General features: G+C 45.1%; 11 protein-coding genes. 5 read left to right on the forward strand and 6 right to left on the reverse strand.

What is annotated here, in order from left to right; all coding sequences use genetic code 11:
• The first annotated feature begins 122 nt into the window (after nucleotides 1-122).
• Nucleotides 123-383 carry a DUF333 domain-containing protein gene (locus AAFX28_RS01905; RefSeq protein ID WP_408685128.1) on the forward strand — a complete coding sequence of 87 codons (261 nt, stop codon included), beginning with the start codon at nucleotides 123-125 and terminating at the stop codon, nucleotides 381-383.
• A gap of 178 nt (nucleotides 384-561) precedes the next feature.
• Entirely contained in the window at nucleotides 562-1,269 is a 708-nt protein-coding gene (locus AAFX28_RS01910; protein WP_408685129.1) for a hypothetical protein, read from the forward strand.
• On the opposite strand, the gene AAFX28_RS01915 is transcribed toward AAFX28_RS01910, so the two are convergent.
• Nucleotides 1,211-2,044 (reverse strand): YdcF family protein, encoded by an 834-nt coding sequence (locus tag AAFX28_RS01915; protein WP_408685131.1) that lies wholly within the window; start codon nucleotides 2,042-2,044, stop codon nucleotides 1,211-1,213. The genes AAFX28_RS01910 and AAFX28_RS01915 overlap by 59 nt on opposite strands.
• A gap of 186 nt (nucleotides 2,045-2,230) precedes the next feature.
• Here AAFX28_RS01915 and AAFX28_RS01920 point away from each other — a divergent pair, with 186 nt between their 5' ends.
• Nucleotides 2,231-3,601, forward strand: coding sequence for an L-serine ammonia-lyase (locus AAFX28_RS01920; RefSeq protein WP_408685133.1), 1,371 nt, complete (start codon nucleotides 2,231-2,233; stop codon nucleotides 3,599-3,601).
• A gap of 136 nt (nucleotides 3,602-3,737) precedes the next feature.
• On the opposite strand, the gene AAFX28_RS01925 is transcribed toward AAFX28_RS01920, so the two are convergent.
• The 5 genes from AAFX28_RS01925 to AAFX28_RS01945 form a co-directional block, all read right to left on the reverse strand.
• Entirely contained in the window at nucleotides 3,738-4,625 is an 888-nt protein-coding gene (locus tag AAFX28_RS01925; RefSeq protein WP_408685135.1) for an NAD(P)-dependent oxidoreductase, read from the reverse strand.
• 298 nt (nucleotides 4,626-4,923) lie between these two features.
• Entirely contained in the window at nucleotides 4,924-6,675 is a 1,752-nt protein-coding gene (locus tag AAFX28_RS01930; protein ID WP_408685137.1) for a sodium:solute symporter family protein, read from the reverse strand.
• 328 nt (nucleotides 6,676-7,003) lie between these two features.
• A complete protein-coding gene (locus tag AAFX28_RS01935; RefSeq protein ID WP_408685139.1) occupies nucleotides 7,004-7,627 on the reverse strand; it encodes a bifunctional 4-hydroxy-2-oxoglutarate aldolase/2-dehydro-3-deoxy-phosphogluconate aldolase in 624 nt (207 codons plus the stop codon).
• Between the two features lie 48 nt (nucleotides 7,628-7,675).
• Complete coding sequence (locus AAFX28_RS01940; RefSeq protein WP_408685140.1) at nucleotides 7,676-8,608, reverse strand: sugar kinase; 933 nt, start codon at nucleotides 8,606-8,608, stop codon at nucleotides 7,676-7,678.
• A gap of 34 nt (nucleotides 8,609-8,642) precedes the next feature.
• Nucleotides 8,643-8,978 (reverse strand): cupin domain-containing protein, encoded by a 336-nt coding sequence (locus AAFX28_RS01945; protein ID WP_408686797.1) that lies wholly within the window; start codon nucleotides 8,976-8,978, stop codon nucleotides 8,643-8,645.
• Between the two features lie 331 nt (nucleotides 8,979-9,309).
• On the opposite strand from AAFX28_RS01945, the gene AAFX28_RS01950 reads away from it, so the two are divergent.
• A complete protein-coding gene (locus AAFX28_RS01950; protein ID WP_408685142.1) occupies nucleotides 9,310-11,475 on the forward strand; it encodes a heparinase II/III family protein in 2,166 nt (721 codons plus the stop codon).
• A 2-nt stretch (nucleotides 11,476-11,477) separates the two neighbouring features.
• Complete coding sequence (locus AAFX28_RS01955; protein WP_408685144.1) at nucleotides 11,478-13,628, forward strand: heparinase II/III family protein; 2,151 nt, start codon at nucleotides 11,478-11,480, stop codon at nucleotides 13,626-13,628.
• Nucleotides 13,629-13,871: the final 243 nt, after the last annotated feature.

A 13,871-nucleotide genomic window follows, 5' to 3' on the forward strand; every position in this document is an offset into this window, starting at 1 on the left:
CAATGTGGAATAACTCTTTATAATTTTAGACAGCGGCGACTTTTTGACAAACTCAAGACAGATTTTTTCCTTAAAGCCTCTATAATCGATATGCTACCGATTGATTCAACTAAGGAAATTTTATGAAAAGAGCATGTATCGTGATGACTGTGATCAGTGCTGCTGTATTAGCGGGTTGTTCTAGTGAGCCTGATGAATACGAAGTAAAAGAGTACACGTCTATGGCAAACCCTGCGGCAGTTTACTGTGTTCAGCAAGGTGGTGAGCTAGAAACAGTCAACGAAAGCGAGATGCGCGTAACTTACTGTGTATTGTCTGATGACGAACGAGTTGAACAGTGGGAATACTACCGTAACAGTCAAAAAGAAGAGTCGAAAAGCTAGTACTGATTCATCAAACGAATCCATTTAGCGAAGGAATATTGAGGAGAGAGCTAAGCTCTCTCTTTTTATTTAACACAATCGAACACTGTTCACTTCTTTACATTGCTCTGACATAGCTCTGACTTGTAAAACTACAATGAGACCCAAATCACATTCCCATGTTTAGCAGGTATCTCAAATGAAGTATCAAGCATCCTCGTCAGATCAGTCCGAATCCGCAGATTTAATCATTTCAGATTTTGCCAAAACAACATTTCAAAAAGTGGCGCTCAATGCACTGGTCATTGCCGCTCTAAGTATCTTGGTGAATGTTTGTCTACGTGTAGACTTTACTTTATTACACCATGGGCTTGGTGAAACCTCGGCGACAGAGTTAGCTCAGTTAATGATGCTTGCCGTTACCTCTTTAAGCTTTTTCCACCTAGTAAGAACCAAAAGCTCTGTCACTTATGCGGCAGCCTTAGTTAGTGGATTTTTCATGGTGATGTTCATCCGTGAAATGGACGTTTGGTTCGATATGATTGCACATGGCGCTTGGGTCGTGCCTGCTTTAACGATTACGTTTGCAGCTTGCTATTTCGCTTTTAGCGGTGGGAAAAAGACGATTGATCAAATGGCACTGCTTCTTAACACTCGTTACATGCCAGTGCTTATTACTAGCGCGGTACTCTTACTGGTGTTTACACGCCTTTATGGCATGGGGTCTTTTTGGCATTCCGTCATGGGTGACCACTACATCCGAGATGTAAAAAATCTCTCGGAAGAGGCAACCGAACTGATGGCATACAGTATTATTGCTTTCGCAGCAGTAAAGACATGTTTGTTGGTTAAACGCTCTGACGCTCTGGATCAAGGTTCCGATTTAACCAAGTTAAGCTCACATTAAGTACATTTAAATCGTCAATCAGTTCGCTTAAACTTGCTGAGGGGGTGGTGTTTTGCACCGCCCTTTCGATCTGGTCTATTGCATCTAGATAATCTGAATTCAAACCTAGCCCTTTCAAAGCAGCTATCGCCTCTTGCGCTATTTTTAACGGCACTGCCCTTACCTTCTGAAGCTCCCTTTCAAATACGCCACTTTTTACCCCTTCAAGGTAAACTCGATAAGTCGTCAACTCATCAATCAACAAAAATGCCTGGCCTAGTACATTACGGTGAGGGTAAAGAGCAACGATATGTTCTGAAATAGACATAGGAATAGATAGTTCAAGACAGCTATTTAAACACCGCTCGGTTAGAGTCCCTAGCAGACCTTGCTCATCCAATAATTGCTGGATTTCAAAAATTCGCTTCAGATGGTAGTCGTTCGACACAAAACATACTGATACCACCTGATTCGGGTTGCACAGCTGACTCGCGACTAACTTATCAGCCGCATTCTGGATATTCTCAATAGTATTGACCGATTGGTCTTCTAACAATATATGACGTGGGAGTGATGTACCTTCTGGTAAAAGGTGACAAAAGTAATCAAACATAGCTTGTGCTTCTGACTGATTTTGTCCCTCTGTCACTCCGCCACAAAAGACAAAAGCTGTATTTGACGTATCAAAACGGCATAAACTCTCGACAAGCGCCTCAACTCTCGTCTGCCCTTCTCGTGTTAATTGGTCTTTATATAAGCGTTTACCTAAGATCAGAACCACATTCGAAACGTTCATTATTTATCCATGTCTCAATTATTCCTACTGAATTAGTCAGGTACTGTACAAGTATTCTCTTTGCCGTTACGTTATCAAAGGTTAATATTTTGTTATACAGGCATAGATCCTAACCCTTTCCAGTTAGGTGCCATAATTGTAAATATAAGAGCCTGCATGACGGGCCACTCAATAGGAAGTATGTTTATGCTGTCAATATTCGACATTTTCAAAGTCGGTGTGGGGCCATCTAGCTCTCATACCAACGGGCCTATGATTGCAGGTTACCATTTTACTCGTCTACTCGCTGCATCAATCAGTAAAGTAAACCGTGTTCAGGTCGACCTTTATGGGTCGCTATCGCTAACTGGTAAAGGGCACCATACTGATCGTGCAGTGATTCTTGGCTTACTTGGGAATAAGCCAGATACCATCAAAATGGGCAGTGCAAAACAAGCATTGGCGAATACTATTGACGATGGCTACTTATGCCTAGCAGGTGCCCATACCATCGAATTTAGCTATGAAAGCGATATCCTGTTCCACTCAGAGAACTTACCTCTTCACGAAAATGGCATGACAATTACAGCTTACGATTCGTTTGGTACTCAAATTGGCTTTGAGACTTATTACTCAATTGGTGGCGGCTTTATTGCCACAGCAAAAGAGCTCGAAGAAGGTGGCAACGCAAACAGTGTCGACGTACCATTTCCGTTTACCAGTGCTGACGAAATGCTAGAGTTTGCAGAGAAAAACGGCCTTAGCCTCGGTGGAATGATCTTACAAAACGAGCAACGCTTCTTTAGTGACGAAGAGATCACTCGTAAAGCAGAACAAATTTGGAAGGTTATGTCACTATGCATGCAGCGTGGCTTTGAAACTGAGGGCGTATTAGAAGGCGGACTTGAAGTCACAAGGCGTGCTCCTAACCTGCTTAAGAAATTAGAAGCCAATGCGGCGATTGAAAACGATCCCATGGAAATTATGGATTGGATCAACTTGTTTGCCTTCGCTGTGAGTGAAGAAAATGCGGCAGGAGGACAAGTAGTGACTTCTCCAACCAACGGTGCTGCCGGTGTGATTCCAGCGGTACTCATGTATTACCACCGCTTTATCCGAGAGCTCGACACCAAGCAATTAAAAGATTTTATTGCGGTCGCAGGCGCGATTGGCATCTTATATAAAACCAACGCCTCTATTTCAGGTGCTGAGGTTGGCTGCCAAGGCGAAGTTGGGGTTTCTTCATCTATGGCTGCTGCTGGCCTAACAGCACTGCGTGGTGGCAGCAACGAACAAATCTGTATCGCAGCTGAAATCGCAATGGAGCACTCATTAGGAATGACCTGTGACCCGATTGGTGGGTTAGTTCAAGTGCCGTGTATTGAGCGTAATGCTATGGGGGCGATGAAAGCGATTAACGCCTCACGCATGGCGCTCAAACGTACAAGCAAATGCCTTATCTCGTTAGACAAGGTCATCGCGACCATGTATCAAACAGGTAAAGATATGAACCGGAAGTATCGCGAAACCTCTCTTGGTGGACTGGCCGTTATTCATATGGCACCGCCTTGTGAGTAGAGGATTGATATCCATATATATCTAGAACATATCGATACTAGTTTTATTTTTTACTTATATAGAAAAAGAGCAAGCGGCTTACACCACTTGCTCTCTTCGTATTCTTGTTAATCGCTTCGCTTATTTGAAGCTGGCGTTATTTCGCTTCAGCTTCAAGTTTTAGGAAGTAATCAAAAATTACTGGTACGTCGTTGTTTGCAAGACCCGAATCTACCGCAGCTTGTAGGCTCTTAGAAGTGCCTTCTGCGATTAGAGACTGTGTACCTAGGTCAGAAACCATCTCTAGGAAGTAGCCAAGATCTTTGTTTGCGTTAGCAATTGAGAAACCTAGCTTCTCTTCGCCGTCTACCGCGTAGAACTTACAGAACTGCATGAACGGTGAGTTAGATGGGCCTGCAGACATAATGTCGAACAGTTGCTGGCCATCTACGCCTGCTAGTTTAGCAACAGCAAATGCTTGAGACATTGCAGCCACTGTTGTCATACCCATAAAGTTGTTTACAAGCTTAGTTGTGTGGCCTGCGCCAAGTGCGCCTAGGTGGAACACGTTTTCACCCTGATCTTCTAGAACTGGCTTCACTTTGTTGAACGTGTCGATGTCACCTGCTGCCATGATGTTCAATAGACCATCTTTAGCGTGTGCTGGGGTGCGGCCAAGTGGAGCATCAATCATACCTGCGCCTTTCTGAGCGAGGTCTTCACCAATCTTCTTAGTCGAAGCTGGGATTGAAGTGCCGAAGTCGATCAGCGTTTTGCCTTCAGACATACCCGCTAGAATACCTTCGTCACCGTAAACCACTTTCTCAACAACTGCAGATGTAGTCAGACATAGCATCACGATATCGCTTTTCTCTGCGAGCTCTTTACCTGTGCTTACTGCTGTCGCGCCGCGTTCAACACATACCGCTACTGCATCTTTGTTTAGATCCATCACGTTTAGTTGGTAACCACGTTTTTGTAGGTTCTCAACCATGTTGCCGCCCATTAGGCCCAGACCGATAAAGCCGATAGTAGGTTTAGTCATCTTTGTCTCCAAATGCATTATTGTATGATTATATAACTGAAATAGTATTGTTATATAGCCATTAGATCAATCATAAAATAGGTCGAGATAGACAATAGAGCGCCTTTTTGTGATCAAAAACGTCGCTCATTCCTTTGTTTATGGTCATCTCTTTTTAAAAATGTTTTTGAAACTTTCTCTTTGGCTTGGCTATTAAGTCATACATATAGTGCAATCTTACCCAAGCCCATAATCAAAACATTAGATGGAAAGCCAGTCAGTCTCCGTGACTGGCTTTAAGTTGAATGACGAGCGCAGGTTACTCCTGACTAGCCAGTTGTTGCTTTGGGTTATTTGCCGCATTCACTAGCAGTACCCCAACCGTTAGAACCATAGAACCACACAGTAGGAACAGTAGTCGCCCTGTTGGCTCGTTTGGAATCAGAGCCATTGCCAAGATACCAAAGCCCGCTACGCTGATAAGTTTGCCAAGCATGCCACGCTGTTTAGTATCTAGGTTCTGCTGCTCTTCGCTGTCTGCCACGATTGGTGTGTTCCAGTTCTTGAACAGCTGGTCTACTTCTTTCTCACGTTCTGGCGTTAGGCCTTTGTAGAAGCGAGTTGTTAGTAAGAAGAAGCCACCAGTGAAGACAACGTGTGCTGCTAAGCTCAAGCCAACTTTAAGGTCAGCCCACTCACGGCCTGTCAGCGCTTGTTCTAGACCGAAGATGCGTTCTACGTCTTCTGCTTGTAATGAGATACCGAAGATGTAAGAAACAAAGCCACCCACTATCAATGTTGCCCAACCTGCCCAATCTGGCGTTTTACGAATCCACATACCTAGCAGTACCGGAATCAGCATTGGGAAGCCAATCAGTGCACCCACGTTCAGTACGATGTCGAACAGACTTAAGTGACGCAAAGAGTTAATAAATAGACCGATACCGATGATGATTAGACCCATCATGATAGTCGTTAGCTTACTGATGATAACCAGCTCTTTTTGAGACGCTCGAGGGCGTACAATCGGGCTGTAGAAGTTCATCACGAAGATACCTGCATTACGATTTAGACCTGAGTCCATCGAAGACATGGTCGCCGCAAACATCGCTGACATCAGTAGACCAACCATACCTGCAGGCATAACGTTTTGTACGAACGCTAGGTAAGCTGCATCACCACCCACTGAGCCATATTGCTCTGCGAAGTCAGGCATAAACGCCGCTACGTACCAAGGAGGAAGAAACCAAATAATAGGACCAACAATCATTAGTACACAAGCTAGGCCTGCCGCTTTACGCGCGTTTTCACTGTCTTTTGCACATAGGTAGCGGTAAGCGTTGATGCTGTTGTTCATTACACCGAACTGCTTAACAAAGATGAACACGACCCAAAGAATAAAGATACTGACGTAGTTCAGGTTGTTACCCAGCATGAAGTCGCCGTGGAAGTTCGACACGATGTTGCCGATACCACCACCGTGGAAGTAAGCCGCGACCGCACAGGTAATGGTTACTGCCATAATAACGAGCATCTGCATAAAGTCAGACGCGACAACCGCCCAAGAACCGCCTGTAACCGCCATCAGCATCAGAACTAGGCCCGTCACCACGATGGTCGCTTCCATTGGGATATTGAATACCGCTGCAACAAAGATAGCCAAACCGTTTAGCCAAATACCTGCAGAGATCAAGCTGTCTGGCATACCTGCCCAAGTGAAGAACTGCTCTGACGTTTTACCAAAACGTTGGCGAATCGCTTCAATCGCGGTCACAACACGTAGTTGGCGGAATTTTGGAGCGAAGTAGAGGTAGTTCATAAAGTAGCCAAATGCGTTGGCTAAGAATAGGATTACAACAACAAAACCGTCGTTGAACGCGCGTCCTGCGGCACCTGTAAACGTCCATGCTGAAAATTGCGTCATGAAGGCGGTAGCACCTACCATCCACCACAACATCTTGCCGCCCCCTCGGAAGTAATCACTGGTCGATGTGGTGAACTTTCTGAACATCCAACCAATTGCGATTAAAAAGAAGAAGTAGGCAAGAACAACAAGAGTATCAATAGTCATTTTTTCAGCCTTTTAAGTATCATCATTAACTGACTCCTAGATTACTCCAGTTAGATTCTATTTGTACTACAATATGCTTTTATTGTGATCTAAAACATAACTATTTTAGTGATCCAAATCGCCCCAAAAGCCTTAAAAACAGCTATTTATTGGCTAAACACCCGCTAAACCTTAATATCTCGAGAAATAATTGTAATACAAATATAGTTTTAAGAACTTATAAAAGTATGGAATAGTTTCGAGGACTACGCTTTGTTCGACGACAAAAAAAGCGAGCCACGCGGCTCGCTTCAAATTAATCGCTAGTTTAATCGGGGAAGTGCAGTACCTACGCTACGTGTGCAACCGCATCACGAACCAAAGTACCTAGCGCATCCCATTTACCTTCATCAATCAGCTTGGTTGGAACCATCCAAGTACCACCACACGCCAATACTGACGGGATAGATAGATAGTCATCAACATTGCCTAGGCTTACACCACCTGTAGGCATAAATTTCACTGGGTAAACCGCCGTAAGAGCTTTAAGCATACCTACGCCGCCTGAAGGCTCTGCAGGGAAAAACTTCAATGTGCGTAGACCCATTTCCATCGCTTGTTCAACAAGGCTTGGGTTGTTCACGCCAGGTACAATCGCAACACCTTTATCTAAACAATATTGAACCGTACGAGGGTTAAAACCTGGGCTAACGATGAAATCCACACCTGCTTCGATCGCTTGATCAACTTGCTCGTTCGTCAAAACCGTACCCGCACCAATCAGCATTTCAGGGAACTCAGCACGCATCGCTGCGATCGCTTCCGCTGCACACTCGGTACGGAAAGTAATTTCAGCACAAGGCATACCGTTTTCAACTAAAGTACGGCCAAGCGGCACCGCATCTTCCACTTTATTGATCGCAATAACAGGAACGACTTTCAGGTTTGCTAGCTGTTCATTTAATGTAGTCATGAATACTTACTCGCTTTAATAAGGGCCTCTTTTGAAGACCGTTTAGAATTAGATTAATAAATCAGGCATTGCATCACGTGGGATGATGGCCCCTTTGTGTTGAATAACGGCGCCTGCAACACAATGGCCGGTGTACGCTGCGTCTTGAGCACTGCCGCCCGTGATGCGCTTGGCTAAGAAACCTGCGCTAAATGAATCACCTGCAGCAGTAGTGTCAATCACCTTATCAACAGGGTCAGGAGCTACAAAGTTTGCGCTCTCACCGACTACAACTAGACAATCTTTTGCGCCACGTTTAATGATGATCTCTTGCACACCAGCGTTGGCTGTTCTCTCGATACACTTCTCGACATCAAGGTCGCCATAGAGTTCTTGGTCATCTTCAAACGTAAGCAGCGCCGTATCTGTTAATGCCAGCATTTTAAGGTAACACTCAACAGCTTGCTGCTTGTCTGCCCATAACTGTGGGCGGTAATTGTTATCAAAGAATACCTTACCACCTTGAGCTTTGTACTGGTGAAGAAACTCAAGCAATTTTTCGCGGCCAGCAGGGGTCACAATCGCCAGCGTAATACCGCTCAAATAGACGGCATCGTATCCATACAGCTTGTCCAACACAGTTTGAGATTGTGGCTGTTCAAACATGAACTTAGCCGCAGATTCATTACGCCAATAATAGAAACTACGCTCACCCGTGTCGTCGGTTTCGATAGCGTAGATACCTGGTTGACGACCCGACACCGTCATCACGAGCTCCGTATCAATCCCCTCTTCCTGCCAAGTCGTTAGCATCTCTTGGCTGAAAGGATCGAAGCCAAGCGCCGTTACATAACTCGTCTTGATGTCATGTGATTTAGTTAGGCGTGATAAGTAAAGTGCGGTATTTAGCGTGTCACCACCAAATGATTGTTGAAGCTGACCTTCCTTCTTTTGTAGCTCAACCATACACTCGCCAATGATCGCGATATTTAATGATTTCATATTGTCACCTTAGCAACTGAGGTTGCGCTATACGTTACTTCAAGAAGTCTTCACGAGCAGGGTTGAAAATATCTAAAAGAATGCTGTCTTGTTCCAAAGCAACCGCACCGTGCATCATATGTTTGCGAGCGAAATAAGCATCGCCCTCTTTTAATACTTTCTTCTCACCTTCGATTTCAGCTTCGAAGCTACCGCGAACAACATAGCCAATCTGATCATGGATTTCGTGAGTATGAGGAGCGCCAATTGCACCTTTATCGAAACATAGGTGGACCGCCATGAGATCATCAGTGTAAGCAACAATCTTACGCTTGATGCCACCACCTAGGTCTTCCCATGGGTTCTCATCTAATACAAAGAAAGAATTCATCATAATACTCCTAAAGATTTCTAATAAAGCGAGCCAATTAAATTCAGTTCGCCATCAAATTGCTATTCAGCATAACTCACAAATTTAATTTGTAATACAATATATCTAGGATTATGTGATTTCAATCAAATGTAGACTGGTTAGAATAGAGCTCTGACAAAACAACAGCAATACAAACAAGCCAATACAATACTTCAAATTCAACAACTTAAGTAATCTCACGTGACCTTAATCTCTCTTTTGCCGACAAACACTACCAACAAACCTCATATTGTATTACTTTATTGAGAGTTTAAGAAAACAACACACTTCATCTGAGGGTGGTAAAGAAATGACTACACAACCGATTTTGTTGACTGAAGCAGAAGTCGAACTACTAAGAAAGGAAGTAGGAAAGCCGAGCTTAATGGGCAAATCCATTGAAGCGAATCGCAAGGAACTTGAAGCCTTCATGCGTCTACCTCTAGACGTACCAGGTCACGGCGAAGCGGGTGGCTACGAGCACAACCGCCACAAACAAAACTATACCTACATGAACTTAGCGGGTCGATTATTCTTGATCACTCAAGAGGAAAAGTACGCGCAGTTCGTTAAAGACCTTCTCGCTATTTACGCAGAGAAGTACCTAACTTTTGATTTCCACGTACAGAAAAACACTAACCCAACAGGTCGTCTTTTCCACCAGATCCTTAATGAACACTGTTGGTTAATGTTTACTAGTCTTGCCTACTCTTGCGTGGCATCAGTGATGACAGAAGAAGAGCGCACAGCTGTCGTTGAGCGTATTTTCGAACCGATGCTAGACATGTTCACAGTAAAATACGCGCACGACTTCGACCGTATTCACAACCACGGTATCTGGGCTGTGGCGGCTGTTGGTATTTGTGGTCTTGCGATTGGCAAACCTGAATATCTAGAGATGTCAATTTACGGTCAAGACCGCGACGATACCGGCGGCTTCTTAGCGCAAATCTCACAGCTGTTTGCACCGTCTGGCTACTACATGGAAGGCCCGTACTACCACCGTTATGCGATTCGTCCAACTTGCGTATTTGCTGAAGTAGTACACCGTCACATGCCTGAAGTCGACATCTACAACTACAAAGACAAAGTGATTGGCAACACGGTACAAGCAATGCTGGCAACGGCTTACCCGAATGGTGAATTCCCTGCCCTCAACGATGCTTCTCGCACAATGAGTATTACTGATATGGGCGTTCAAGTTGCCGTAAGCGTATACAGCAAACACTACGGACTTGATGACAACATCCTAGGCATGGCGAATATTCAAAACGCGGTTTGGATGCACCCTTGTGGTTTAGAACTTTCTCAAGCTTATGATGAAGCTATTACTGACCGCGAAATTGGTATGCCTTTCTGGCCAAGTGTAGAGCTAAACGAAGGTCCAACTGGTGACAACGGAGCACAAGGCTTTATCCGAATGCAGGATAAAACCGGTGACGTGTCGCAGCTTGTGATGAACTACGGCCAACACGGCATGGGGCATGGTAACTTCGATACGCTTGGCATTACCTTCTTCAATCGTGGTCAAGAAGTGCTGCGTGAATACGGCTTCTGTCGCTGGGTAAACGTTGAGCCAAAATTCGGCGGTCGTTACCTTGATGAAAACAAATCATACGCACGTCAAACTATTGCGCATAACGCGGTAACGATTGATGAGCAATGTCAGAATGGTTTCGATGTAGAACGTGCAGACTCCGTACATGGACTACCTCACTTCTTCAAAGTAGAAGGTAAAGAGATCAACGGCATGAGCGCATTCGCCAACGATCATTACCCAAATACAGACATGCAGCGCAGTGTGTTCATGCTTAACCTAGATGAACTGGAAGCACCGCTACTACTAGACCTTTACCGCATTAAAAGTGAAGGTGAACATCAGTACGACTACTCTCATCAATACGATGGTCAGATCGTACGTACCAACTTCGACTACCAAAGCTTTGGTGAGCTGAGCACCCTTGGTGAAGATTTCGGTTACCAACACCTTTGGAAAGTCGCAAGCGGCCAAGCAAAAGATACTGCACTGGTTAGCTGGCTACAAAACAATACCTACTACACTTGGTTAGGCACAAGCAGCAGCGCGAAACAAAACGGTGACAATGAAGTGATCTTCACTCGCACTGGCGCCAATGACCCAAGCTTTAACCTACGTAGCGAACCAGCATTCATTCTACGCAGTAAGGGCGAATCGACGTTATTTGCTTCTGTGCTAGAAACACACGGCTACTTCAACGAAGAGTTTGAGCAATCGGTGAATGCACGTGGTCAGGTGAAAGATATCCGCGTCGTGGGTTACAACGCCGTTGGCAGCATCGTAGAAATCACTACTGAAAAATCACTGGTTACTGTGATGATCAGCAATGTACTCGGTGCTAACGACCAAACCCCACACCAAGTAGAATTAAACGGTAAAACCTACAGCTGGAATGGCTTCTACTCACTAGAAGTGACTGAATTCGAGCAGGAGAAATAAGAATGAGCTATCAACCACTATTACTGAACTTTGACGAAGCAGCAGAGCTTAAAAAGTCACTTGGCACGGATAGCCTACTAGGTCACGCACTTGCACGTGATATTAAACAAACCGACAACTACATGGCAGAGGTGGGTATTGAAGTACCAGGCCATGGCGAAGGCGGTGGTTACGAACACAACCGTCATAAGCAGAACTACATTCACATTGATTTAGCGGGTCGCCTATTCCTTATCACGGGCGAACAGAAATACCGTGACTACATCGTGGACATGCTAACGGCTTACGCGAAGGTTTACCCAACGCTTGAAAGCAACACTAGCCGTGACTCGAATCCTCCTGGCAAGATCTTCCACCAAACTCTGAATGAGAATATGTGGATGCTTTACGCATCTTGCGCGTACAGCTGCGTTTACCACACGTTGGAAGAAGAGCAAAAAACACTGATTGAAAACGACCTGTTCAAACAAATGATTGAGCTGTTCGTAGTCACTTACGGTCACGACTTCGACATCGTACACAACCACGGTCTGTGGGCAGTAGCAGCAGTAGGTATCTGTGGTTACGCAATTAACGATCAAGAAGCGGTAGACAAAGCGCTTTACGGCTTGAAGCTGGATAAAGTCAGCGGCGGCTTCCTAGCTCAGCTAGACCAACTGTTCTCGCCAGATGGCTACTACATGGAAGGTCCTTACTACCACCGTTTCTCGTTGCGTCCAATCTACCTGTTCGCAGAAGCGATTGAACGTCGTCAGCCTGAGCTTGGTATTTACGAGTTCAACGACTCGGTAATCAAGACCACGTCTTACGCAGTATTTAAGACCGCGTTCCCAGATGGTACTTTGCCAGCACTGAATGATTCGTCTAAGACGATTTCGATTAACGATGAAGGCGTAATCATGGCAACGTCAGTATGTTTCCACCGTTACGAGCAGTCTGAAACGCTACTTGGCATGGCAGACCACCAGCAAGACGTTTGGGTTCATATCTCTGGTAAAACGTTATCAGACGCGGTTGCAGAAGCAGACGACATTAAACCCTTCAACTGGGGTAGCCTATTTGTAACTGATGGCCCAGAAGGTGAAAAAGGCGGCGTAAGCATTCTTCGTCACCGAGACGAGCAAGATGACGATACGATGGCGCTTATCTGGTTTGGTCAACACGGCTCTGATCACCAATACCACTCAGCGCTAGACCACGGTCACTACGACGGTTTGCACCTAAGTGTGTTTAACCGCGGTCATGAAGTTCTTCACGATTACGGCTTCGGTCGCTGGGTAAATGTTGAGCCGAAGTTTGGCGGTCGTTACATCCCAGAGAACAAGTCTTACTGTAAACAGACTGTCGCGCACAACACAGTAACCGTTGACCAAAAGACACAAAACAACTTCGACACGGCTCTAGCGGAATCAAGATACGGTTCTAAGCACTTCTTCAAAGCGGACGATGAAAAGCTGCAAGGCATGAGTGGTCGTATTTCTGGCTACTATGACGGCGTAGACATGCAGCGCAGCATCATTCTTGTTGAATTGCCGGAGTTCGAAAAACCGCTTGTGATTGATGTGTACCGCATCGAAGCAGACCAAGAACACCAATATGACTTGCCAGTGCACTACTCTGGTCAAATCATCCGTACTGACTTCGACTACAAAGTTGAAAGCACACTGCGTCCTCTTGGTGAAGACAACGGTTACCAACACCTATGGAATGTAAGCTCAGGCCAAGTTGAAGGCAGCTCGTTGGTAAGCTGGCTACACGACAGCAGTTACTACTCGCTAGTTACGAGTGCAACAAATGGTGGTGAAGTATTCTTTGCTCGCACTGGCGCAAATGATCCTGACTTTAACTTGAAGAGCGAGCCAGCACTGCTCTTGCGTCAATCAGGTCAAAACCACGTATTTGCTTCAGTACTAGAGACACACGGTTACTTCAACGAGTCTATCGAAGCATCGGTTGGCGCTCGTGGCTTAGTTGAGTCAGTAACTGTAGTTGGCAACAACGAAGTCGGTACAGTCATTCGCCTGCAAACAACAACGGGCAACACTTACCACTTCGCCATCTGCAACCTAGATGGGGACAAGCAGAACGCAGCGCATAGTGTTAAGTTCGACGGTGTGGTTTACACTTGGGAAGGCGCATTCGCACAGATTTAATCTGTAGCGTTATTGACTCAGTTTTTAATGTAAAAAATCGGGAAACAAGTCAAAGCCGAGCGTCATGCTCGGCTTTTCTTGTATGATTTATTAGCATTCAATATCTGATTATATTAGATTCCGATTCCATAAATACACATCCTCTTTCTGCATTCTTTACTTCTAATCTCTACAAAGCAGTCCAGAACAATCAATAAATAAGCGTCTAGTTCCAACCACTTCCGAAGAACACCAACGTTGCAT

Origin of the sequence: Vibrio sp. TBV020 (assembly GCF_046056895.1) — a bacterium.
Lineage (GTDB): Bacteria > Pseudomonadota > Gammaproteobacteria > Enterobacterales > Vibrionaceae > Vibrio.

Excerpts from the sequence above, each read along its gene's own strand:
- AAFX28_RS01905 (WP_408685128.1), top strand. The coding sequence starts at position 123 with ATGAAAAGAGCATGTATCGTGATGACTGTGATCAGTGCTGCTGTATTA.
- AAFX28_RS01910 (WP_408685129.1), top strand. The coding sequence starts at position 562 with ATGAAGTATCAAGCATCCTCGTCAGATCAGTCCGAATCCGCAGATTTA.
- AAFX28_RS01915 (WP_408685131.1), bottom strand. The coding sequence starts at position 2,044 with ATGAACGTTTCGAATGTGGTTCTGATCTTAGGTAAACGCTTATATAAA.
- AAFX28_RS01920 (WP_408685133.1), top strand. The coding sequence starts at position 2,231 with ATGCTGTCAATATTCGACATTTTCAAAGTCGGTGTGGGGCCATCTAGC.
- AAFX28_RS01925 (WP_408685135.1), bottom strand. The coding sequence starts at position 4,625 with ATGACTAAACCTACTATCGGCTTTATCGGTCTGGGCCTAATGGGCGGC.
- AAFX28_RS01930 (WP_408685137.1), bottom strand. The coding sequence starts at position 6,675 with ATGACTATTGATACTCTTGTTGTTCTTGCCTACTTCTTCTTTTTAATC.
- AAFX28_RS01935 (WP_408685139.1), bottom strand. The coding sequence starts at position 7,627 with ATGACTACATTAAATGAACAGCTAGCAAACCTGAAAGTCGTTCCTGTT.
- AAFX28_RS01940 (WP_408685140.1), bottom strand. The coding sequence starts at position 8,608 with ATGAAATCATTAAATATCGCGATCATTGGCGAGTGTATGGTTGAGCTA.
- AAFX28_RS01945 (WP_408686797.1), bottom strand. The coding sequence starts at position 8,978 with ATGAATTCTTTCTTTGTATTAGATGAGAACCCATGGGAAGACCTAGGT.
- AAFX28_RS01950 (WP_408685142.1), top strand. The coding sequence starts at position 9,310 with ATGACTACACAACCGATTTTGTTGACTGAAGCAGAAGTCGAACTACTA.
- AAFX28_RS01955 (WP_408685144.1), top strand. The coding sequence starts at position 11,478 with ATGAGCTATCAACCACTATTACTGAACTTTGACGAAGCAGCAGAGCTT.